The sequence below is a fragment of the Microvirga sp. genome (assembly GCF_014699075.1).
Taxonomy (GTDB): Bacteria; Pseudomonadota; Alphaproteobacteria; order Rhizobiales; family Beijerinckiaceae; genus Microvirga.
The window spans coordinates 234,344-257,198 of the sequence record NZ_JACXAB010000001.1 but is presented as its reverse complement, the minus strand read 5'-3'; the positions used below and the strand labels follow the sequence as shown (position 1 = coordinate 257,198).

At 65.7% G+C, this 22,855-nt stretch carries 17 protein-coding genes, 1 tRNA gene and 1 pseudogene; 9 read left to right on the top strand and 10 right to left on the bottom strand.

Annotated elements, in window-relative coordinates:
• Nucleotides 1-126: 126 nt before the first annotated feature.
• Together IC232_RS01335 and queG are read left to right on the top strand one after the other, a co-directional pair.
• Nucleotides 127-819: a glutathione S-transferase family protein gene (locus tag IC232_RS01335; protein WP_190843086.1), complete on the top strand. Its 693-nt coding sequence runs from the start codon at nucleotides 127-129 to the stop codon at nucleotides 817-819.
• Nucleotides 717-1,961 carry a tRNA epoxyqueuosine(34) reductase QueG gene (gene queG / locus IC232_RS01330; RefSeq protein WP_190843444.1) on the top strand — a complete coding sequence of 415 codons (1,245 nt, stop codon included), beginning with the start codon at nucleotides 717-719 and terminating at the stop codon, nucleotides 1,959-1,961. Before IC232_RS01335 ends, queG begins: the two co-directional genes overlap by 103 nt.
• A 170-nt stretch (nucleotides 1,962-2,131) precedes the next feature.
• Here queG and IC232_RS01325 read toward each other — a convergent pair whose 3' ends face one another.
• The gene (locus tag IC232_RS01325) at nucleotides 2,132-2,986 is read right to left on the bottom strand and encodes a GNAT family N-acetyltransferase (RefSeq protein WP_246812008.1); all 855 of its coding nucleotides are present in this window, start codon (nucleotides 2,984-2,986) and stop codon (nucleotides 2,132-2,134) included.
• Between the two features lie 253 nt (nucleotides 2,987-3,239).
• A pseudogene (locus tag IC232_RS01320) lies at nucleotides 3,240-4,778 on the bottom strand (YifB family Mg chelatase-like AAA ATPase).
• A 325-nt stretch (nucleotides 4,779-5,103) separates the two neighbouring features.
• Between IC232_RS01320 and IC232_RS01315 the strand changes: the two are divergent.
• On the top strand, nucleotides 5,104-5,556 hold the full coding sequence (locus IC232_RS01315; protein ID WP_190843084.1) for a response regulator: 453 nt from the start codon (nucleotides 5,104-5,106) through the stop codon (nucleotides 5,554-5,556).
• A gap of 66 nt (nucleotides 5,557-5,622) precedes the next feature.
• On the opposite strand, the gene mutS is transcribed toward IC232_RS01315, so the two are convergent.
• Nucleotides 5,623-8,337 carry a DNA mismatch repair protein MutS gene (mutS, locus tag IC232_RS01310; RefSeq protein WP_190843083.1) on the bottom strand — a complete coding sequence of 905 codons (2,715 nt, stop codon included), beginning with the start codon at nucleotides 8,335-8,337 and terminating at the stop codon, nucleotides 5,623-5,625.
• Nucleotides 8,338-8,486: 149 nt separating this feature from the next.
• Between mutS and IC232_RS01305 the strand changes: the two genes are divergently transcribed.
• From IC232_RS01305 to hrpB, 3 genes are all read left to right on the top strand, one after another.
• Nucleotides 8,487-10,778, top strand: a complete 2,292-nt coding sequence (locus IC232_RS01305; RefSeq protein ID WP_190843082.1) for an NADP-dependent malic enzyme — start codon at nucleotides 8,487-8,489, stop codon at nucleotides 10,776-10,778.
• Between the two features lie 137 nt (nucleotides 10,779-10,915).
• A complete protein-coding gene (locus IC232_RS01300; protein WP_190843081.1) occupies nucleotides 10,916-11,527 on the top strand; it encodes an HAD family hydrolase in 612 nt (203 codons plus the stop codon).
• A 207-nt stretch (nucleotides 11,528-11,734) separates the two neighbouring features.
• Nucleotides 11,735-14,200: an ATP-dependent helicase HrpB gene (gene hrpB, locus IC232_RS01295; RefSeq protein WP_190843080.1), complete on the top strand. Its 2,466-nt coding sequence runs from the start codon at nucleotides 11,735-11,737 to the stop codon at nucleotides 14,198-14,200.
• Between the two features lie 61 nt (nucleotides 14,201-14,261).
• Here hrpB and IC232_RS01290 read toward each other — a convergent pair whose 3' ends face one another.
• The 5 genes from IC232_RS01290 to aroA form a co-directional block, all read right to left on the bottom strand.
• Nucleotides 14,262-14,552 carry a hypothetical protein gene (locus tag IC232_RS01290; protein ID WP_190843079.1) on the bottom strand — a complete coding sequence of 97 codons (291 nt, stop codon included), beginning with the start codon at nucleotides 14,550-14,552 and terminating at the stop codon, nucleotides 14,262-14,264.
• Nucleotides 14,553-14,667: 115 nt separating this feature from the next.
• A complete protein-coding gene (locus tag IC232_RS01285; protein WP_190843078.1) occupies nucleotides 14,668-15,045 on the bottom strand; it encodes a methylglyoxal synthase in 378 nt (125 codons plus the stop codon).
• A 12-nt stretch (nucleotides 15,046-15,057) separates the two neighbouring features.
• Nucleotides 15,058-15,861 carry a DUF1194 domain-containing protein gene (locus tag IC232_RS01280; RefSeq protein ID WP_190843077.1) on the bottom strand — a complete coding sequence of 268 codons (804 nt, stop codon included), beginning with the start codon at nucleotides 15,859-15,861 and terminating at the stop codon, nucleotides 15,058-15,060.
• A gap of 89 nt (nucleotides 15,862-15,950) precedes the next feature.
• The gene (gene cmk, locus IC232_RS01275) at nucleotides 15,951-16,577 is read right to left on the bottom strand and encodes a (d)CMP kinase (protein ID WP_190843076.1); all 627 of its coding nucleotides are present in this window, start codon (nucleotides 16,575-16,577) and stop codon (nucleotides 15,951-15,953) included.
• An 8-nt stretch (nucleotides 16,578-16,585) separates the two neighbouring features.
• Nucleotides 16,586-17,935, bottom strand: a complete 1,350-nt coding sequence (aroA, locus tag IC232_RS01270; protein WP_190843426.1) for a 3-phosphoshikimate 1-carboxyvinyltransferase — start codon at nucleotides 17,933-17,935, stop codon at nucleotides 16,586-16,588.
• Between the two features lie 181 nt (nucleotides 17,936-18,116).
• On the opposite strand from aroA, the gene IC232_RS01265 reads away from it, so the two are divergent.
• The 3 genes from IC232_RS01265 to IC232_RS01255 all read left to right on the top strand — a co-directional run bounded on the left by IC232_RS01265 (nucleotide 18,117) and on the right by IC232_RS01255 (nucleotide 21,015).
• Complete coding sequence (locus tag IC232_RS01265; protein WP_190843075.1) at nucleotides 18,117-18,506, top strand: TIGR02300 family protein; 390 nt, start codon at nucleotides 18,117-18,119, stop codon at nucleotides 18,504-18,506.
• Between the two features lie 81 nt (nucleotides 18,507-18,587).
• A tRNA-Ala gene (locus IC232_RS01260) sits at nucleotides 18,588-18,663 on the top strand.
• A gap of 150 nt (nucleotides 18,664-18,813) precedes the next feature.
• Entirely contained in the window at nucleotides 18,814-21,015 is a 2,202-nt protein-coding gene (locus IC232_RS01255) for a malate synthase G (RefSeq protein WP_190843074.1), read from the top strand.
• Between the two features lie 29 nt (nucleotides 21,016-21,044).
• On the opposite strand, the gene IC232_RS01250 is transcribed toward IC232_RS01255, so the two are convergent.
• Both IC232_RS01250 and pxpB read right to left on the bottom strand, forming a co-directional pair.
• Nucleotides 21,045-22,070 (bottom strand): biotin-dependent carboxyltransferase family protein, encoded by a 1,026-nt coding sequence (locus IC232_RS01250; protein WP_190843073.1) that lies wholly within the window; start codon nucleotides 22,068-22,070, stop codon nucleotides 21,045-21,047.
• The gene (gene pxpB / locus IC232_RS01245; RefSeq protein WP_190843072.1) at nucleotides 22,067-22,786 is read right to left on the bottom strand and encodes a 5-oxoprolinase subunit PxpB; all 720 of its coding nucleotides are present in this window, start codon (nucleotides 22,784-22,786) and stop codon (nucleotides 22,067-22,069) included. The genes IC232_RS01250 and pxpB overlap by 4 nt, the downstream gene beginning before the upstream one ends.
• Between the last annotated feature and the right edge of the window lie 69 nt (nucleotides 22,787-22,855).

The window sequence follows — 22,855 nt, the reverse complement described above, 5'->3', positions numbered from 1 at the left end:
CAAGAAAGGTTTGCGCTCAAGGCGCGGCCCTTCTGCGTCAGAGACATGAGATTCACCAATATTCCTTACCAACTCTTAACGAAGCACGGCCTTATTCTTGCCGCCTGTTTCGCGTCAGCATCATTCATGGCCACCCTGCATTCCTATCCCTTTTGCCCGCAGTCGCGGTTCGCGCGCCTCATTGTTGCGGAACTCGGCCTTGAACCGGACGTGGTCGAGGAGAAGCCGTGGGATCGGCGCATCCCGTATCTTGAGATCAACCCGGCCGGCAACCTGCCGCTCTTCCTCGACGACAACGGGCTCGCGGTGCCAGGCCCCATGGGCATTGCGGAGTATCTGGACGAGACGCGGGGCGAGGATCTTCGCGATCGCCGGTTCCTGCCGGGGGATCTCGCCGGGCGGGTCGAGGTGCGCCGCCTGCTCGACTGGTTCCTGGTCAAGTTCCACGGCGAGGTGTCGGACTACCTTGCCACAGAAAAGATCTATAAGCGGTTCATGCCCAGCGAACTGGGGGGCGGTCCGCCGGACATGGGCGCGATTCGCGCAGCCCAGACCAATGTGCGATACCATCTCAAATATATCGGTTTTCTAATCTCAAAACGGAATTGGCTTGCCGGCGACCAGATGACCTATGCGGATCTGGCCGCGGCGGCCCATCTGTCGGTGGTGGATTATCTCGGCGACGTGCCATGGAACGAGGACGAGACAGCGAAGCTTTGGTACGCCAGGATCAAGTCCCGGCCGTCCTTTCGCGCGCTCCTGGCGGACCGGGTGCCGGGCATGGCGCCGGCGGACCACTACGACAACCTGGACTTTTAACCGGGGAAGCTCTCAAGCGCGCCTTCGTCGAGCGCGCCAAGGCGCTCGGCTTCGACACCGTGCGCATTGCCCGGCCGGATTCGATCCCGCTTGCGCCGGAGCGTCTTCAGGCCTGGCTTGAGGCCGGGCATCACGGCTCCATGGACTGGATGGCGGACACGGCCGAGCGCCGCGCCGACCCCCGCACCCTTTGGCCGGAGGTGCGCAGCGTCATCCTGCTCGGGCTGAACTACGGGCCTGCCGATGATCCCCTCGCGGAACTTGCCCAGAAGGACCGCGGCTACATCTCGGTCTATGCCCGCAACCGCGACTACCATGACGTGATCAAGGGCAAGCTGAAGGAGGCTGCGGGCTTCCTGGCTTCCAAAGCCTCGTCCGACGTGAAGGTGTTCGTCGATACGGCGCCGGTGATGGAAAAGCCGCTGGCGGAAGCAGCGGGCCTCGGCTTCCAGGGCAAGCACACGGTGGTCGTGTCACGGGAGTTCGGCAACTGGCTCTTCTTGGGCGCCATCTTCACCACGGCGGAACTGCCTGCCGACGCGCCGGAGCGCAACCATTGCGGCTCCTGCCGCCGCTGCCTCGATGTCTGCCCGACGAACGCCTTTCCGGCGCCCTATCAGCTCGATGCGAGGCGCTGCATCTCGTATCTGACCATCGAGCATAAGGGACATATCCCCGAAGAGCTTCGCTCCGGCATCGGCAACCGCATCTTCGGCTGCGACGACTGTCTGGCGGTATGCCCCTGGAACAAGTTCGCGCAGGCCGGCCGCGAGGCGCGCCTCGTGCAGCGGGAGGACCTTGCCGCCCTGCCGCTGGCGGATCTCGCCCGCCTCGACGATCCCGCGTTCCGCACCCGCTTCGCCGGCACGCCCATCAAGCGCACGGGGCGCGACCGTTTCATCCGCAACGTGCTGATCGCCATCGGCAACGCGGGCGATGCGAGCCTCGCGGAAGAGGCAGAGCGCCTGCTGGACGACGCCTCGCCGCTGGTGCGCGCCATGGCGGTCTGGACGCTCGGACGCTTGCTGCCGCCCGAGGCGAAGGCTCGCTATGCTGCCGAGCGGCTGGAGCAAGAGAGCGATCCAGATGTGCGCGAAGAATGGCGTAAGGTGATGGCGACCCTGATCGAAACCGTAGTCTGAATTCTAAGAAACGAACCATCATCCTCCAACCTCATCCTGAGGAGCCCACGTAGTGGGCGTCTCGAAGGAGCTTCCAGAGAGCACTGGACGATCCTTCGAGACGCAGCCTTACGGCTGCTCCTCAGGATGAGGTCGGAGGGTGTGAAGTGCGGTTTTGCTGCCGGCCAGAATCACGCCGCGTGGCGGTTCGCAGTCGGCCCGAAATGGTCGATGTAGCGTGGATTAATCGCCGAGACGGGAAGGACGACGAGCACGTCCGTGGTGCCGAACTGCCGGTCGATCACGGCGCCCGTGCCGAAGGTCGCACCAACGCGCAGGTAGCCCTTGATCAGGGGCGGCAGGGCATGAAGGGCGGCCTTCGGGTCGATAGCCTCCTTGGGCAGGATGTTCATGGGGGTGAAGCGTTCCGGCAGGGCGCGGGCCTGCCACTCGGCCGGGGCGGCGGCGTAGTGGTGCAGGAAGCTTAAAGGGAGCGCCAGCGCCCGCGGGTCCGTGCCCTCCAGGCTGGCGCAGCCCATCATCACGTCGATGCGATGATGGAGCACATAGGCCCAGATGCCGTGCCACAGCAGTTCGACCGTGCGCTTGTTACGATAGGGCTTGAGCACGCAGGAGCGGCCGAGCTCCAGGAAGCGCAGGCCGGGATGAGCCTTCAGCAGCGGCGCGATGTCGTATTCGCCCCGCGTGTAGAACCCACTGTTGCGCTCAGCCATGGCCTGGCGGAGCAGGCGGTAGGTGCCCACCACCTTGGGCTTCGCCGGGCGGAAGGGCTTGGCCTTCACGTCGTGGTCAAGGACGAGGATGTGGTCGCAGATCCGGTCATATTCATCCACATCGCGGCGGGAGATCAGGGCCGCACCGCTGGGGGAGGCCGACATCTCCTCGTAGAACACCTTGAAGCGCAGACGCTGGGCGCGCCGGATGTTCTTGGCGGTGGTGGCGAGGCGAACCTCGAGGGAGCCGATCCGGCCGAGCACCGGATCGAGGCTGCCATAGTCGCGGACGATCCTGTCGCCTCCGGGCATGAACTTGAGCCCGTGAAGACCTGAACCAATAGGGGCCAAGCCAGGCGCGGCATGGTTCGAAGGATACTGACTCATCGCTGCCTCACAGAATCGTCTCTCCGGCGCCGGATCGTGGCTGACGCCGCTCCGCTTCCGCTATGACATAAAACCTGTTCCAAACTGTTTTGTGACAGAAAACATATCCGTTCCGGTGGAAGATATCGGAGCCGGTTCAGGGATTCACAAGCAGGGTGAAGGGATCCTCGCTCCCATATCACGCAGCGGCTGGGCGCCGGTCCGCATGGGCGCGGTAGGAGAGAGCTTCGGCCACATGGATGCGCCGGACGCGCTCCTCCCCATCGAGGTCGGCGAGCGTCCGCCCCACCTTCAGCACCCGGTGGAAGCCGCGGGCCGAGAGCCGCATGGCATTGGCCGCATCGCGGATCAGGGACAGGCCCTCCGGATCGGGCTGCGCCACGTCCTCCAGCAGCGCCGGCGGGCAGGCGGCATTGGTGGTCACGCCATCGAGCTTCAGAGCGGCATAGCGCCTGACCTGCCGCTCGCGGGCCTGGGCCACCCGGGCCGCAACGTCGGCGGAGCCCTCAGCGGGAGCCGGCAGGATCAGGTCGGCCGCCGTGACGGCCGGCACGTCGATGGACAGATCGATGCGGTCGAGGAGGGGGCCGGAGAGCCGTGCCTGGTACTGCGCGATGCAGCGCTCGTTCGGCTGACGGCGGCAGACATAGCCGGGCTCGGTGGCCTGCCCGCAGCGGCACGGGTTCATGGCGGCGACGAGCTGGAAGCGGGCGGGATAGGTGACCCGGTGATTGGCCCTGGCGATCAGGATTTCGCCTGCCTCGATCGGCTGACGCAGCGAATCCAGAACCTGCGGCTGGAATTCCGGCAGCTCATCGAGAAAGAGCACCCCGTGGTGGGCGAGCGACGCCTCGCCGGGGCGGGCGTTGAGCCCGCTGCCCACCAGCGCCGCCATGGAAGCCGAATGGTGCGGAGCCCGGAAGGGGCGGCGGTTCGACAGGGCGCCCTCGGCCAGCAGCCCCGCCACCGACTGGATCATCGAAACCTCCAGGAGTTCCCGTGGCGAGAGCGGCGGCAGGATGGAGGGCAGGCGCTGGGCCAGCATGGATTTGCCGGCGCCGGGCGGGCCGTTCATCAGGAGGTTATGGGCGCCGGCCGCAGCGATCTCGAGGGTCCGCTTGGCGCTCTCCTGTCCCTTGATGTCCCTGAGATCCGGCAGCATGCCGGAGGCGGGCATGATGGCGGGTTCCGGTCGCGCCAGCACCTGGGTGCCCTTGAAGTGATTGGCGAGCTGGATGAGCGAGCGCGGTGCCAGGATGTCGATGTCGCTGCCGGCCCAGGCGGCCTCCGAGCCGCAGGCTGCGGGGCAGATCAGCCCATGACTACGCTAATGGGCCGCCATGGCGGCGGGAAGCGCTCCCGCGACGGCGGTGATCGAGCCGTCGAGCGCCAGCTCGCCCAGCACCGTGAAGCCACCCAGGGCATCCGCCGGGATGGCCCCGATGGCGCCCATGACTGCAAGGGCGATGGGCAGATCGTAATGGCTGCCCTCTTTCGGCAGGTCGGCCGGGGCGAGATTGACCGTGATGCGCTTGGCCGGCAGGGCGAGGCCCGAGGCGATCAGGGCCGAGCGGACCCGCTCGCGGGATTCCGCCACCGCCTTGTCGGGCAGGCCCACGATGGTGAAGGCGACCGCGCCGGGGGAAATCTGAACCTGGACATCGACCGTCCGCGCTTCAATTCCTTCGAACGCAACAGTGGAAACGCGCGTCACCATCCGGCTTGAACCTCCCGCAAAGCCTGGATGTTAACGTGGTCTTTTGAAACAGGATAGTGTTGCTATATTTTCTGGCGGAAGACTCGCTTTTCATGCGGAACCGTCGCCCTGAAAAAGCGTTGAGTCCAACTGTACGGAGAAAGCCGCAAGGCGACCAAGTCTCCGAAAAAGCTGTTCGGGAGGGGCCTTCATGACACGGATCGATTTCATTCGGCTGAAGCCGCGATGCTGATCCGACAATCGAGAAGGCCGTTGACTTGGCGCAACGGGAAGCCAGGTACACGTACCGAATTTGGAATGTCCGCCGTCGCGGAGGAGACGAAGTTTGAGTAGCGATAAGCCTTTGCGCATCCTCGTCGTCGAGGATGAAATCCTCATCGCGCTCGAACTCGAAAGCCTGCTCCAGGATCTGGGGCATGACGTCGTAGGGATCGCAGCCTCGTCCGAGGACGCCTTGTCCCTCGGCCGGGATCTCAAGCCCGATCTCGCCTTCGTCGACATCCATCTATCGGACGGGCCGACCGGCGTCGACGTGGCCCGCCATCTCAGCAGCGAGCACGAGGTCACGGTGCTGTTCATGACAGCCAATGCCAAGCGCATTCCTGAAGATTTCGCAGGCGCCTGGGGCGTCATCGCCAAGCCCTATACGGAGCGCGGCGTGCGGGAGGCTCTCGCCTATGTGATGGCCGGTCACCCGCGCGAGGCTCAGGAGGCGCGAACGGTGACCTTCGTCCCTTTCGATCCGGCAACCCGCCAGCGTAGCTCGCAAATGTCGTGAGAAGCCCCTGCGGCTAAAGCATCGGACCCAGAAGTGGAGGGCACTTCTGGAATTCAATTCGATGCTCTAATTCTGTGACTTGAGTCGGTAGAGCGCATCGAGCGCTTCCCGCGGGGTCATCTGGTCGGGATCGAGAGCCGCGAGCGCTTCCCGTAAGGAATCCTGCTTCAGTGCAGGTAGAGGCTCATTGCGGACGGGCACGGCGAAGAGCGGCAGGTCGTCGAGCAGCGCGCGCTTCGGGGCCTCCCGGTCGGATTTTTCCAACTTACTTAAGATCGTCTTTGCTCGCTCGACGACGGGCGTCGGCAAACCGGCAAGGCGCGCCACCTGCAGGCCATAGGAGCGGTCGGCCGCGCCGGGCACCACTTCGTGCAGGAACACCACCTCGCCGTTCCATTCCGTAACCTTCAGGGTCGCGTTCGAGATGCGAGCCATGCGCTCGGCCAAAGCCGTCAGCTCGTGGAAATGGGTGGCGAACAGGGCGCGGCAGCGATTGGTCTCGTGCAGGTGCTCGATGGCCGCCCAGGCAATGGACAGCCCGTCGAAGGTGGCGGTGCCGCGGCCGATCTCGTCGAGGATCACGAGAGACCGGGCGGTGGCCTGATTGAGGATGGCGGCGGTTTCCACCATCTCGACCATGAAGGTCGAGCGGCCCCGCGCCAGGTCGTCGGCGGCGCCCACGCGGGAGAAGAGCCGGTCGACGATGCCGATCTTCGCCTCTTTCGCGGGCACGTAGGAGCCCATCTGGGCCAGCACGACGATGAGCGCGTTCTGGCGCAGATAGGTCGACTTGCCGCCCATGTTCGGGCCGGTGATCAGCAGGATGTGCCCCGCGTCCTTGCCGGACAGGTCCGAATCGTTGGCGATGAACGGAACGCCCTCGCGCTTGAGCGCGGCCTCGACCACCGGATGGCGCCCACCCTTGATCGTAAACGCGAGACCGGTGTCCACCACGGGCCGCGTCCAGTCGAGGCGCATGGCGAGATCGGCGAGCGCCGCCGTCACGTCGATGACGGCGATCGCTTCCGCAGCCATCGCGATCTCTCCCGTGAGATCGAGCAGCGCCTGCACCATCTCGTCGAACAGCGCGAGTTCGATCTTCAGCCCTCGGTCGGCCGCAGAGGCGATCTTCGACTCGAGCTCGCCGAGCTCCATGGTGGAAAAGCGCATGGCGCCCGCCATGGTCTGGCGATGGACGAAGGTGTCCTTCCAGGGCTCCTTGAGAAGATCCTCACCCACATTCTGCGGCACCTCCACGAAGTAGCCGATCATGTGGTTGTGCTTGACGCGAAGCGTCCGGCAGCCGGTCTCGGTGGCGTAGCGGGCCTGTAGCGCCGCGATGAAGCGGCGCGAATCCTGCTGCAGCTCGCGCAGCTCGTCGAGGCTCGGGTCGAAGCCGGCGCGAATGAAGCCGCCGTCGCGTTTCAAAAGCGGCAGTTCGTCGGCCAGAGCGGCGCTCAGCCGGTCGGCCACATCCGTGCGCAGGCCTTGAAGCACCTGAGCGGCTTCGGACAATTCACGCGGCAGGTTGGGCGCAATCGCCAGCTCAAGCCCAAGTTCGCGCGCCGCGAACAGGCCGTCGCGCACGCAGGCCAAGTCTCGCGGCCCGCCGCGTCCGAGGCTGAGGCGCGAGAGGGCGCGGGCGAGATCCGGCGAGCGCTTGAGAATGCGCCGCAGCCGGTCGCGCAGGTCGCCGTTCTCGACGAGGGCCGTGACCGAATCCTGCCGGTCTCGGATCAGGCCGGGATGGGTGAGGGGACCGGCGAGTCGCTCGGCCAGCAGCCGCGCACCGCCCGGCGTCACCGTGCAGTCGATGGTGGCGAGCAGGCTGCCCGCCCGCTCGCCCGACAGGGTGCGGGTCAGCTCCAGGTTGGCGCGGGTCGCCGCATCGATGGCCAAGGCCGCGCCAGCGGTGTCGCGGGAGGGCGGGTTGAGGACCGGGCGGCTGTCGATCTGCGTCTTCTCGACATAGAACAGGGCACTGCCAGCCGCCGTGATCTCGGCCGGGCTGAAAGCTCCGAAGGCATCGAGCGTCGCAACCCCGAAATAGCTTTTGAGCCGACGCTCGGCCGAGGCCGGATCGAGGCCTTCGCGGGACAGGGGCGTGATGGAGGCACGGGTCTCCTGCCAGAAGCCCCTCAGCTCCGGATCGTCGTGGATCACGTCCGGCACGAGGATCTCGCGCGGCTCGAAGCGGGCGATCTCAGCCGAGAGGCCGGTGCCGTCCGTCTCGCTTAAGACGAAATGGCCTGTGGATATGTCGAGGGCTGCCAGCCCATAGCACCATTGCGTGTCGGAGGCCCGGCGCCGGGCGATGGCCAGCAGGTAATTGGCCCGGCCGGGCTCCAGCAGGCGCTCCTCGGTGATCGTGCCGGGGGTGACGAGGCGCACCACGTCGCGGCGCACGACCGATTTGGAACCCCGCTTCTTCGCCTCGGCCGGATCCTCGGTCTGCTCGCAGACGGCGACCCGGTGGCCCAGGCCGATGAGGCGCTGGAGATAGTCGTCGGCCCGCTCCACCGGCACGCCGCACATGGGAATGTCCTGTCCCTGGTGCTTGCCGCGCTTGGTGAGCACGATGCCGAGCGACTGGCTGGCAATCTCCGCATCCTCAAAGAACAGCTCGTAGAAGTCGCCCATCCGGTAGAACAGCAGGCTGTCCGGGTTGGCGGCCTTGATCTCGATATACTGCGCCATCATGGGCGTGACGCGGTTGTCCGCTAAGGGCGCGGCGTTCGCTGAAGCGGTCTCGGAGGATTTATAGGCGGCTTGGGACGACATCCGTCCTGTGTAGCAAAGCTCAAGCCCCAGTTCATCCGTGTCATGGGGTCCGAAGGGCGCATGTGGACAAGTCTTGAGGAAGTCGCATCCTATGTCTTAAGGTCGCATCCCCCTTAGGAAACGCCCTGCATCACAAGAATCGGACCCTCATGACCGACGATCAGCGCCCGACCCGCCGCAAACGCCCCACCTTCACGGACCAGGAGGCGCTGCAATTCCACGCCCAAGGACGACCCGGCAAGCTCGAGGTGGTCCCGACCAAGCCCATGGCGACCCAGCGCGACCTGTCGCTCGCCTATTCTCCGGGCGTCGCAGTGCCGGTGCTGGCCATTGCCGAGAACCCGTCGCTCGCTTTCGACTACACCACCCGGTCCAACATGGTGGCGGTGATCTCGAATGGCACGGCGATCCTCGGCCTCGGCAATCTCGGGGCGCTGGCCTCGAAGCCGGTGATGGAGGGCAAATCGGTGCTCTTCAAGCGCTTCGCGGATGTGGACTCCATCGACCTCGAGGTCGATACGGAGGATGCGGACAACTTCATCAACTGCGTCCGCTATCTCGGCCCCTCCTTCGGCGGCATCAACCTCGAGGACATCAAGGCGCCGGAATGCTTCATCATCGAGGAGCGTCTGCGGGAACTCATGGACATTCCGGTGTTCCATGATGATCAGCACGGCACGGCGATCATCGCGGCGGCGGGCCTCATCAACGCCCTGCATCTCACCGACCGCGACATGGCAAAGACGAAATTGGTGGTGAACGGCGCCGGTGCCGCGGGAATCGCCTGCACGGAGCTCCTGAAAGCCATGGGCTTTGCGCCCAACAATGTCATCCTCTGCGACACCAAGGGCGTGATCTACAAGGGCCGCACCGAGGGCATGAACCAGTGGAAATCGGGTCATGCGGCCGAAACCGATGCCCGCACGCTGGCTGATGCGCTCAACGGCGCCGATGCGGTGTTCGGACTGTCGGCAAAGGGCGCATTCAGCGATGACATGATCCGCTCCATGGCACCGAACCCGATCATCTTCGCCATGGCCAATCCGGATCCGGAAATCACCCCTGAAGAGGTGGCGCGCATCCGCGACGACGTGATTATCGCCACGGGCCGTTCCGACTACCCGAACCAGGTCAACAACGTCCTCGGCTTCCCCTACATCTTCCGTGGCGCGCTGGACGTGCAGGCGACCACCATCAACATGGAGATGAAGATCGCCGCCGCCCATGCACTCGCGGAACTCGCCCGCGAGGACGTGCCCGACGAGGTGGCGGCGGCCTATCAGGGCACGCGTCCGCGCTTCGGGCGCGACTACATCATTCCCGTGCCGTTCGATCCGCGCCTCATCCACACGATCCCCATGGCGGTGGCGAAGGCCGCGATGGATACCGGCGTGGCCCGTCGTCCCATCGTCGACATGCGCGCCTACAAGGCGCAGCTCTCCGCCCGGCGCGATCCGGTGGCCGGCACCCTCAACCGCATCTTCGAGCGCGTGCGCAAGTTCCCCAAGCGCGTGGTCTTCGCCGAGGGCGAGGAGGAGCAGGTGATCCGCGCCGCCCTGTCCTTCGTCAACCAGGGGCTCGGCAAGGCCATCCTGGTTGGGCGCGAGGATCGCATCCACGAAACCGCAGCCCAGGCCGGCATCGATCTTGAGGGCCGTGAAGGCATCGAGATCCACAACGCGCGTCTGTCGAACCGCAACGCAACCTATGCGCAGTTCCTCTATGAGCGCCTGCAGCGCAAGGGTTACCTGTTCCGCGATTGCCAGCGCATGATCAACCAGGACCGCAATCACTTCGGAGCCTCGATGGTGGCTCTGGGCGACGCGGACGCCATGGTGACGGGCGCGACGCGCAACTACTCGACGGCGCTTGCCGACGTGCGGCACGTGGTCGATGCAAAGCCCGGCCACCGGGTGATCGGCGTCTCCCTCTGCCTCGCACGCGGCCGCACGGTGCTGGTGGCCGATACGGCCATTCATGAAATGCCGAACGCGCAGGAATTGGCCGAGATCGCGATTGAATCCGCCGGCGTCGCGCGCCGCCTCGGCTACGAGCCGCGCGTGGCGCTCCTGTCCTTCTCGACCTTCGGGCATCCGAAGGCGGAGCGGGCCGAGAAGATCCAGGAGGCTGTAAAAATCCTGGACGGCATGCGGGTCGATTTCGAGTATGACGGCGAGATGGCGGCCGATGTGGCGCTCAACCGGGACGTCATGGCGCAATATCCCTTCAGCCGCCTGACCGACACGGCGAACGTGCTGATCATGCCAGCATTCCACTCGGCCTCCATCTCCACCAAGATGCTGCAGGAGCTCGGTGGCGCGATGGTGCTGGGCCCACTCGTGGTCGGCCTCGACAAGCCGGTTCAGATCGTATCGCTGGGCGCCACCGACAACGACATCGTCAATATGGCGGCGTTGGCTGCCTACAACATCGGCGGATAAGGCCGGGTACCTCCCTCATGCCGGTGCGTTGAGGGAGGTGCATCCCGCCAAGTCTCGTGCCTCTTGATCTTGAGAGTAGCGTCGGATCCTGCCAGGGGCTAAACGCCTGGAGGAAAGTTGAAGGAAGACGCCTCATCATGAGCAAGCCGACCACAATTGTGTTCGACATCGGCAACGTCCTGCTGCGCTGGGACCCGCGCAATCTCTACCGCACCCTCTTTGAGGACGCGGCGGAGATGGAGTGGTTTCTCAAGAATGTCTGCACCCATGACTGGAACGTGGAGCAGGACCGAGGCCGCGACTGGGACGAGGCGGTGACCATGCTGGTCAAGGATCATCCCAAGCACGAACCGCATATCCGCGCCTTCCACGAGCGCTGGAGCGAGACCGTCTCGGGCGTGTTCGAGGACCATGTGGCCCTGCTGCTCCGCCTGCGTGAGGCGGGCGTGCCGAACTACTGCATCACGAACTTCTCCGGGCCAAAGTTCATCTTGGCGAAGGAGCGCTTTCCATTCCTGGCAGGCTTCGACGGCATCATCGTCTCGGGCGACGAGCGCCTGTTGAAGCCGGATCCCGCCATCTATCACCTCCTGCTCGACCGCTACGGGCTCAAAGCGGAGGATTGCGTCTTCATCGACGATTCCAGGCCCAATGTAGAAGCGGCCCGCGATGTGGGCATGCACGCTATCCATTGCATCGAAGGCATCGATCTCGCGGCCGAGCTGCGGGGATATGGCTTTCCTGTTTGAAGGCCGGTCCGTAACTGATGCTGGTTCCTCCGCCGTCATCCCCGGGCTTGTCCCGGGGATCCACGGCTTCAACCCGGCTCAAGACGTGGATGGCCGGAACAAGTCCGGCCATGACGGTGAGGGCATCATCCCGGTGGTCGTGAACTAGGAATGACAGCATAACTCAACCACCCTTGCCCTTCCGCTCTGCTTGAGCCATCACGCGGCATGCGCATTTTCGACACCTCCCTGCCCATCGATGCAGTCCTCGGCGACCTGACCGCAAGCCTGCGCGGGCGGCCGAATGCGGTGCTTGTGGCGCCGCCCGGCGCCGGCAAGACCACACGCGTGCCGCTGGTGCTGCTCGACGAGCCCTGGGTGAACGGGGCTAAGATCATCGTGCTGGAGCCGCGCCGTCTTGCGGCCCGCGCGGCGGCCACCCGCATGGCGCAGACCCTGGGCGAGGCTGTCGGCGACACGGTGGGTCTTCGCGTGCGCCTCGGCTCCAAGGTGAGCCGAAAAACGCGCATCGAGGTCGTGACCGAAGGCGTCTTTGCCCGCATGATCCTCGACGACCCGGCGCTGGAGGGTGTCGCGGCCGTGCTCTTCGACGAGTTCCACGAACGCTCCCTCGATGCGGATCTCGGACTCGCCCTGGCGCTCGATGCTCAAGGGGGCCTGCGCGAAGACCTTCGTCTTCTCGTCATGTCCGCAACCCTCGATGGTGCACGGGTGGCGAGGCTGTTGAGCGAAGCGCCGGTGGTCGAATCCGAAGGCCGGGCCTATCCGGTCGAGACCCGTTATCTCGGGCGCGATCCCAATCGCCGAATCGAGGAGCAGGTGGCCGATGCGGTCACGCGTGCCCTGCGGGCCGAGGGCGGTTCCATCCTCGTCTTCCTGCCTGGGCAGGGGGAAATCCGCCGGGTCGAGACCATCTTACGCGAGCGTATCGTCGATCCTGCCGTCGACCTCGCGCCACTCTATGGCGCCTTGGATCGCGGCGAGCAGGATCTGGCGGTGAGCCCCGCCAAGCCCGGACGGCGCAAGGTGGTACTCGCCACCTCCATCGCCGAGACCTCGCTCACCATCGAGGGCGTGCGCGTGGTCATCGATTCAGGGCTCGCCCGCGTCCCGGTCTACGAGCCGAATATCGGCCTCACGCGCCTTGAGACCGTGCGCGTCTCGCGCGCCGCCGCCGACCAGCGCCGCGGCCGCGCGGGCCGAACGGAACCGGGTGTCTGTTACCGGCTGTGGGAGGAAGCTGCGACCGGGGCGCTGGAGCCGTTCGGCCGGCCGGAAATTCTCTCCGCCGACTTGGCGCCGCTGCTGCTCGATTGCGCCGCCTGGGGCGTTGCTGATCCGACCTCGCTCGCCTTCCTCGATCTGCCCCCCGCGCCAGCCCTGAAGGAGGCGAAAACGTTGCTGCAGCAACTCGGCGCTCTCGACGGCGAGGGGCGCATCACCGAGGTTGGGCACAAGTTGCGCGACCTGCCGCTGCCGCCACGGCTGGCCCGCATGGTGCTGCTCGCCGGTGCAAGCGGGCAGGCGCGCGATGCGGCGGATGTGGCTGCCGTGCTCGTCGAGCGCGGCCTCGGTGGTGATGCGGTGGATCTCTCGGATCGCGTCGAGCGCTTCCGCCGCGACCGCTCCAAGCGGGCGGAGGACATGCGGCGCATGGCGGAGGGCTGGGCGAAGGGCAGCAACGGCGCATCGAAGGGCGATCCGCGCTCCACCGGCGCGCTGCTGACGCTGGCCTATCCCGACCGCATCGCCAAGGCCCGCGGCAAGCCGGGCGAATATCTCATGGCCAATGGGCGCGGCGCCTCGCTCGAGGCGCATGAGCGGCTGGCCAAGGAGCCTTATCTGGCGGTTGCTGAAATCGCCGGTGGTGCGGCATCGGCACGCATTCTGGCAGCGGCGGCCATTTCCCTGGAGGAGATCGAGGCGCTGTTCGGGAATACCATCGAGCAACGCGACGAAGTCACCTTCGACCGACAGGCGCGGGCCCTGCGGGCACGCGGTGTTCGGCGCCTGGGTGCGCTGTTGCTCAACGAGCGCCCCCTGAAGGTTCCGCAGACGGTAGAGGCGGCGCGGGCGCTCGCCGAAGGCCTCGTCTTGATGGGGCTCGATGCGCTGCCCTGGTCGAAAGCCCTGGCGCAATGGCGTGAGCGCGTGATGTTCCTGCGCAAAGCCGAGGGCGAGGAATGGCCGGACCTGTCCGACGATGCGCTGACCAGCACGGCGGATGAGTGGCTGGCGCCGCATATCACCGGCAAAAGCAGCCTCGGCGAGATCGGCCCCGACCTGTTGAGCGAGGCCCTGCGCGGGCTGCTGCCGTGGAACCTGCAGCGTCGTCTCGACACGGAGGCGCCCACCCATATCGAGGTGCCGACGGGATCGCAGATCCCGATTGATTATGGAGCCGGGGAGGGACCAGTCCTTGCCGTGCGGGTGCAGGAATTGTTCGGGCTCGAGAAGCATCCCACCATTGCGGCCGGGCGCGTGCCGCTCATCCTGCATCTGCTCTCGCCGGCGCAGCGCCCGATCCAGATCACCCGCGACCTGCCGGGGTTCTGGCGCGGCTCCTGGGCGGTGGTGCGGGCCGACATGCGCGGGCAATACCCCAAGCATCCCTGGCCGGAGGATCCGCTGACCGCACCGCCGACACGGCGTGCGAAGCCGCGGGGCACGTGACGGCTGCTCCTCCTGCCCCAACGGGCGCAACTCGATGCGCAGGCCCGGCTCTGCGTTCCGCTTAGAGCCAAAGAGACAAAACGATCAGGATCACAACCGATATGCTGAGCACCGCGAGCCAGATCCGGGTTGTCCGTCCATGTTCGCGGATCTCGTCCCTGAGATTCAGCTCGAGTTCTTCGAGGCGCCGGTAGAGGTTCTCCTGCCGCTGATCGAACAGCAGCCGCGTCTTCTCATGCGCGTCCCGCGTTCCCTCAATCAGGATCTCCCAATATTCGCGGCGCTCCTTATCGTTCGCCTCCCGGCGGGCCTGCGACTGCCGCTTGCGCTCTTCTGCTGAAGGTTGGGCCATCTCGTCATTTCCAATTGATCAAGAAATATTCATCCACTGCTTCTGCTTCCAATGGTGCATCGTCTGTTGCGAACCTCCCGCTCCCCACGATGCGGCGCACGAAGCCGCCTTGAACTTAGTCTCGGAACGACTCGATCAGACGTCCTGCCGTGGCGCGGTTCAGGGCCATGGGAATGTCGTACACGAGGGCGAGTCGCATCAGGGCCTTCACGTCCACGTCATGCGGGTGCGGCGAGAGAGGATCGACGAAGAAGAACAGGGCGTCGATCCTTCCTTCCGCGATCATCGCGCCGATCTGCTGGTCGCCGCCGAGCGGGCCGCTCTTCAGCCGCGTGACCGACAGCGAAGGGCATCGCTCCATCACGCGAGCGCCCGTGGTGCCGGTGGCAAAAAGCGTGAAGGGGCGCAGATCGTCCTCGTACAGGGCCACGAATGCGGCCATGTCATCCTTCTTGGCGTCGTGGGCCACGAGCGCCAGGGTCAGTTGGGTCATGGGAGGGACAGCTCAATTGCTCCAGCGGTCACGCCACTGCATTTCGCCGGCCATGCAGTTGGTGCGCTGAGGGGACTGGATGCGGCTGATCAGGGGCTGTCCGGGCATCAGGTTGGCAATCTCAAGCAGGATCTTGGTTTTGATCGCCTCGATGAACTGGTCGCGCTCCCGCACCGGAACGGTGAACGCACCCTGACCGCCGATCACGCAGTCCTTGTAATAGACGTCGAGGTCCGGGATGTCGAGGTAGCCGGGCTGGCGCAGCATGATCGGCAGCCCGTTAATGGTGATGCCCTTGGCCAGCGCCGCGTCACGGGCCTCCAGCACGAGACGGCCCTGGTTGTTGGGACCGTCGCCCGACACATCGATTACCCGCCGGGTAGCATTCAAGCCGCTCTCCTCCAGGAGCTTCACGCTGAAGTCGATGGCGCTGGAGATCGAGGTCCGCTGCGCCCGCCGCAGGGGTGTGGAGGCGATCCTGTCGGCGAAGGCCATCAGGCTCTCGGAGTTGTCGAGCACAGTCCAGGGAATGATCACCTTCTGATCCGGGGAGCCTGCCCATTCCATGTAGGTGACGGCGATCCGGCCTAGCATGCCGCCGCGGATCGCATCGTGGACGAGCTTGGAGCGGAAGGCCTGGGCAAACCCTTCCCGCTGCAGGGCCTGTTCGTCCGTGTCCATGGAAAAGGAGATATCCACCGCGACCACGAGGGCGAGATCGACCTCGGTCTCGGTCTGGGCCTGAGCCGGCAGGGCAAGGATCCCCCACAGGCAGACAAATGCCGCGGCAAGGCGGGTGAAGCCGGAACAAACCATCGGAATCTCCTGTGCGGGAGCCGGATTGGTCGGAAAAGTGTGCCAGCTTCTGGAACTAAGGCAAGGCTGCTCCCGGACCAGAGGGGAGCTTAAGAATGCTTAGCCTCCACGATCGCGAGGGCTGCCTGGAAAGCAGCGTCGGGGTCGAGATCCGTCGTGTCGAGGGTCACCGCGTCGGCGGCGGCCTTGAGCGGAGCGGTGCTGCGGCTCATGTCCCGCTCGTCCCGGCGTCGGATATCCGCAAGGATCGTCTCGTATTCGGCCTGCTCGCCGCGCCGCAGGAGTTCGAGATGCCGGCGTCGCGCCCGCTCCTCGGGCGCCGCGGTGATGAACAGCTTCACGTTCGCATCCGGGCAGACCACGGTGCCGATGTCCCGTCCGTCGAGCACCGCGCCCGGTTCCTGCACGCTGAACTGGCGCTGGAAGGCCAGCAGCGCATCGCGCACCGGCTGGTATGCGGACACCACCGAGGCAGCCTCGCCCATGGCGGCGCCCCTGAGGCGGGAATCGTTGTCGAGGTGCGAGACGTCCAGGTTCTGCGCCACTGCGGTGGCAGCGTCCTGGTCCGTGAGGGGAACGTCTCCGTCTATAAGCACGCCGGCGACCGCCCGATAGAGCAGGCCGGTGTCCAGATGGGCGAAGCCGTAATGCTCCGCGAGGCGCTTGCCCAGGGTGCCCTTGCCGGAAGCCGCAGGGCCGTCGATGGCGATGATCATGGGCTGCTTCAATCCTGGATCGTGGCGCCGAGCTCCCGCATGAGCGGGATGAAGGAGGGAAAGCTCGTCACGATCATGGCACCATCGTCGACCGTCATCGGCTCACTCGTCGCCAGGCCCATGACCAGGAACGACATGGCGATGCGGTGGTCGAGGTGGGTCGCCACCGGCTTGCCGCCGCCCCGGACCTTGCCGCCCGAGCCATGGACGATGAGGTCATCCCCCTCGATCTCATACGTGACGCCGGCCTCGGCGAGACCGGCCGCCACGGCCGCCAGGCGGTCGGATTCCTTGACCCGCAACTCATGCAGGCCCTGCATCCGGGTCGTGCCTTCGGCAAAGGAGGCCGCCACGGCCAGGATCGGGTATTCGTCGATCATAGCCGGGGCGCGGGCGTGGGGAACGGTCACCCCGGTGAGCCTGCTGTGCTGCACGCGCAGGTCCGCCACCGTCTCGCCGCCCTCATTGCGCTTGTTCAGGCGCTCGATGGCAGCGCCCATCTCGATCAGCGTCGTGATGAGGCCGGTGCGAAGCGGATTCATCATCACGCCCTCGATCACCACTTCCGAGCCGGGGGTGATAAGGGCTGCCACCAGGGGGAAGGCGGCCGAGGAGGGGTCGGTTGGCACCACAATGTCCGTGCCGCGCAGCTCCGGCTGGCCCTGCAGGGTGATGGCGCGGCCATCCGTGCCATGGGAGGCAACCTCCACGCTCGCCCCGAAATGGCGCAGCATCCGCTCCGTGTGGTCGCGGGTGGCCTCGCGCTCGATCACGGTGGTCTTGCCCGGCGAGTTGAGGCCGGCGAGCAGGATCGCCGACTTGATCTGGGCCGAGGCGGCAGGAGTCTCGTAGGTGATCGGCAGCGTTTCCTTAGGGCCGCGCAGGGTCAGGGGCACCCGCCCGCCTTCGGCCTCGCTCACCACGGCCACGCCCATCTGCGCGAGCGGGTCGAGGATCCGGCGCATGGGGCGCTTTCTCAAGGAAGCATCGCCGTCGAAGGTCGAGGTGATCGGGTGGCTGCCGGCCACACCCATCATCAGCCGCGAGCCGGTGCCCGCATTGCCGAAATCGAGAACGCCCTTGGGCTCCGTCAGGCCCCCGATGCCGACGCCGACGATCCGCCAGCGGCCCGGAGCCTCGCGGGTGATGGTGGCGCCGAGCGCCCGGCAGGCCTCGGCCGTGCGCAGCACATCGTCGCCCTCCAACAGGCCCTCGACCCGGGTTTCGCCGATGGAGAGGAGCCCGAAGATCATGGAGCGGTGGGAGATCGACTTGTCGCCGGGAACGCGGATGCGCCCTTTCAGGGGCGTTCCGGCCCTGCTGGCGACCGGGGAGGGCGTTCCGTGCGCGTGCGACATCGTGGTGGGTTCCTTGAGAGCCTTCTCGTCAGGGCGGGCTCCTAACACGGGGTTTTCCCGCCGTCACGCGCAAGCTGGGTCAAGCTCGGCCCTTGCATCTGCAATTTCCTATTTGACAAGCCATCCCCTGCCGACTAACGGAGCCTTCCCAACCATTCACACTTATCCAAGGCAATCACCCGTGGCCAAACCGGAACTCGGCTTGAAGCGCCAGTGCATGAGCTGCGGCGCGAAGTTCTACGATCTCAGCAAGGACCCGGCGGTCTGCCCGAAATGCGGCACCGTGTTCCAGGCAACCGCCATGACGACCCGCGTGGCCGCTCCCGTGGCGGCCCGTGCCGCCGCCGTGGTCGATGACGACGAGACCGAGCTCGAGGCAGCCGGTCCGGAGATGGTCTCCCTCGACGAGGTTGAGGCTGACGAGAACGAGAAGGACATCCCGGTCGATGACGACATCGAGGTGGCCGACGACGTCGCCGATGACGACACCTTCCTCGAAGACGAGGAAGAAGGCGACGACGACGTGTCCGATCTGATCGACAGCGATCTGGAAGACGACGAAGAGGCTTGAACCTCGGATCGGAGGCGACTATAGAGACGCCTCCGATTTCAACAGAGATCGCCGCGGTGACCCATACACCGCGGTTCGGATGGGGCCATAGCTCAGCTGGGAGAGCGCTTGCATGGCATGCAAGAGGTCGGCGGTTCGATCCCGCCTGGCTCCACCAAATCTTTCCAAGAAGCCGCCTTCGGGCGGCTTTTTTGTTGAGCGGTCATGCCCTCAGCCCTTCGTCTCATGGAAAGGGCGTTCATCTTCATTTTTAGTCGCAACGCCTTAATCTAAGGCCAGGATCTTCACATCCACCGAAAGCGGAACGATGACGCGCATCCAGACGAACGGCCTCCAGGTCGCCCCGGTTCTTCATGATTTCATCGAGCGGGAGGCGCTGGCCTATACCGGCGTCTCGGCCGATGCCTTCTGGAAGGGGCTAGCCGGTCTCGTGAAGGAGTTCGCCCCCCGCGACCGCGAACTGCTCGCGGTCCGCGACAGGCTCCAGGAGCAGATCGACGAGTATCACCGCGCCCGAAAGGGGCAGCCCTTCGATCAGGCCAGCTACGAGCAGTTCCTGCGCGACATCGGCTATGTGCTGCCGGAGCCCGAGGACTTTGCGGTTCGGACGCAGAACGTGGACGACGAGATCGCCCGCATCGCCGGACCCCAGCTCGTGGTGCCGGTGTCGAATGCCCGTTATGCGCTGAATGCCGCCAATGCCCGCTGGGGCAGCCTCTATGACGCCCTCTACGGCACCGATGCGATCCCGGAGGACGAGGGCGCCACCCGCTCGGGCGGTTACAACAAGGCCCGCGGCGCCAAGGTGGTGGCCCGCGCCCGCGAGGTGCTCGACCAGGCGGCGCCGCTCGCCGGCGGTAGCCACAGGGATGCAGCCTCCTACACAATCCAGGGCACGGCCCTCATCGTGACGCTTCGCGACGGCAGCGAGACGGGGCTTGCCGACCCGGCCCAGTTCGTCGGCTATCAGGGTGAGGCGGCGAGTCCGTCATCGGTGCTGCTGCGCCACAACAATCTGCATCTCGACATCCGCATCGACCGCTCCCATGCCATCGGCGCCGAGGATCCGGCCGGCGTTGCCGACGTGGTGATGGAATCGGCCGTTTCCACCATCATGGACCTGGAGGACTCGGTAGCGGCAGTGGATGCCGACGACAAGGTCGAGGTCTACCGCACCTGGCTCGGGCTGATGAAGGGCGATCTGGTCGAGAGCTTCGAGAAGGGCGGGCGAACCGTCGAACGCAGGCTCAACCCGGACCGGGTCTACACGGCCGTCAACGGCGGCGAGTTGCGGCTTCATGGACGCAGCCTGATGCTGGTGCGCAATGTGGGCCACCACATGTTCACCGATGCGGTGCTCGACGAGAACGGCGAGGAGATCCCTGAGACCATCCTCGATGCGGCCATCACATCCCTCCTCGCCATCCATGATGTGAAAGGCGCGGGCTCCCTGCGCAACAGCCGCGCGGGCTCGGTCTATATCGTGAAGCCCAAGATGCATGGGCCGGACGAGGTGGCGTTCGCCAACGACCTCTTCGCCGCCGTCGAGAGCATGCTGGATCTGCCCCGCAACACCCTCAAGATGGGCATCATGGACGAGGAGCGGCGCACCTCCGTCAACCTCAAGGCCTGCATCCATGCGGCGGCCGAGCGCATCGTGTTTATCAACACCGGCTTCCTCGACCGCACGGGCGACGAGATCCACACCTCCATGGAAGCAGGCCCCATGATCCGCAAGAACGACATGAAGTCGACTGCGTGGATCAAGGCTTACGAGGACAACAACGTGGATGTCGGGATGCTCTGCGGTCTGCCCGGCAAGGCGCAGATCGGCAAGGGCATGTGGGCCGCGCCCGACAAGATGGCCGACATGCTGGCCCAGAAGATCGGCCACCCGCAGGCCGGCGCCACCACAGCGTGGGTGCCATCGCCCACCGCCGCGACGCTGCATGCGCTGCACTACCATCAGGTGAGCGTGCCGGCGCGCCAGGACGAGCTGAAGAAGCGCTCGCGCGCAAAACTCTCCGACATCCTGACCATTCCGGTGTCCCAGTCCAACTGGGCGCCGGATGCGGTGCAGCAGGAGCTCGACAACAACTGTCAGGGCATCCTCGGCTACGTGGTGCGCTGGATCGACCAGGGCGTCGGCTGCTCGAAGGTGCCGGACATCCATGACGTTGGTCTCATGGAAGATCGCGCCACCTTGCGCATCTCCAGCCAGCATCTCGCCAACTGGCTGCGCCACGGCATCGTCAGCGAGGATCAGGTGATGCAAACCCTGCGCCGCATGGCCGAGGTGGTGGACCGGCAGAATGCCGGCGATCCGCTCTACCGGCCGATGGCGCCTGATTTCAAAGGCCCTGCCTTCCGGGCCGCCTGCGATCTGGTCTTCAAGGGCGCGGAGCAACCCAACGGTTATACCGAATACGTGCTGCACGAGCGCCGCCGCGAGGCAAAGGCCGCAGGGGCGCCGGACCGCATCGACGAGAGCGGCGTCAGAACACAGTAAGAGGGAAGGGCGCCGCACCGGTGCCCTTTTCATTCGTGTGATGCAGAGGAGAGCGCGTCGACCGTGCCGCCGATGAGGTTGCGGCTGAGAAGATGCTCCGTGGTCAGATCGAAGCGGACGGGTGTGAGCTTGGATGGAAGAGACGCGATCCAATCTTTCAGCTGCCGCGCCGCCGCCACGGCCTCGTCCCGCTCCACGGCCTTGAAGCGCACTTGTGTGCCTGAGCGCATCTGCGCGAAGCGGGCCAGATCGGCGCTGATCACCGTGGCGATCTTCGGATAGCCACCCGCCGTCTGCCGGTCGCGCATGAGCACAATCGGTTGGCCGCTGCCCGGCACCTGGATATGGCCGTCGACGATGCCGTCCGACACGATGTTGAACCCCTTGGCATGCTCGAGCTTGGGTCCGGTGAGCTGAAAGCCCATCCGATCGGCTTGCGGGCTGATGGTGAATTCACTGTCCAGAAACAAACGAATGCTGTCCGGCGTGAAGTAATCGTCCTGCGGCCCGAGCATGACGCGGAGGGGGCCGGTCTCCTCGACGATGTCGACGGTGAGCTGCATCGGCTCACCCGCTTGAACCTCCGGCCGGCAGGGCAGGCGGTTTCCCGCCTGGAGCGGCGCGCCTTTCAGGCCGCCGAGGCGGGAGCGCAGATGAAACGAGAGACTTCCCAACTGCGGTTCGATTATAAGACCACCAGCCACCGCCAGATACGCGAAGGTGCCCGTGCGCGGGTGCCCCACGTCCAGGGTTTGGCCCTCTCTCAGCATGAACGCGGTCAGGGGTGGGACGGGCGTGCCGTCAATGCTGGCGGACGTGCCCGCGCCGGCAACGGCAAGGCGCAGGTCGCCGCCTTCCGCCGTGAAGGCGCCGCCGAGATTGACGAACTCGATAGCCGCCATGTCGGGAGTATTCCCAACCAGGGCGTTGGCCATCGCCAATGCGCGGCGATCCATGGCGCCGGAGGGCGAGACGCCGAAGCCCTGATAGCCGATCCGGCCGCGATCCTGCAGGGCGGTCATCGGGCCGCAGGATTTCACCACGAGATCGATCATGGGCGAACCTCCTCGGCCACCGGCTCGCCGGCCAGCACGGCCTTCTCCATGGCCTCCCAGCGCGAAGCATCGACCGGCTCGAACACAATCTCGTCGCCGGCCGCGAACAGGAAGACCGGATCGCGCTCCGGCGCATAAGGGCGCACCGGCGTCAGGCCGAGATTGTGCCAGCCGCTCGGCATGTCCATGGGAGCAATGCCGGCCTGCTCGCCGCCGATCATGATCGTCCCGGCCGGGATCTTCGCCCGGGGATGGACACGGCGGGACGTGGCGATCCGCTTGTCGAGGCCGCCGAGATAGGTGAAGCCCGGTAGGAAGCCGATCATGTAGATGCGGTAGACCGCCGACGAATGGATCTCGATCACTTGGTTCGGCGTGAGACCATGGATCTCCGCCACCTCCTCCAGGTCGCTCCCGTAGGCGCCGCCATACACCACCGGCACGCGCCAGCGGCGGCCCACCGCGTGCCGAGGTGCGAGATCCCTGGTCTCCTCGTCGAGAAGCCTCACAAGCGCGTCGTAGTCGGTCACTGCAGGATCGAATTGGATGGTCAGGGAGCGGTAGGTCGGCACCGTCTCGATCAGCCCGGCGGGGGCACGGCTGCGGACAATCTCGTCGAGGGCCAGGACCATGGCATTGAGGGCAGGATCGATCGTGCTCCCGAACTCGACCGTCAGGGCGCTGTCGCCGCAGGGAAGAATCTTTGGTGTCGGCACCACGCCCCCATTGCATTGTCGAAAGGCCCCCGATCCATCTCATATTGGCGGCTGCCACACAACGGCAGG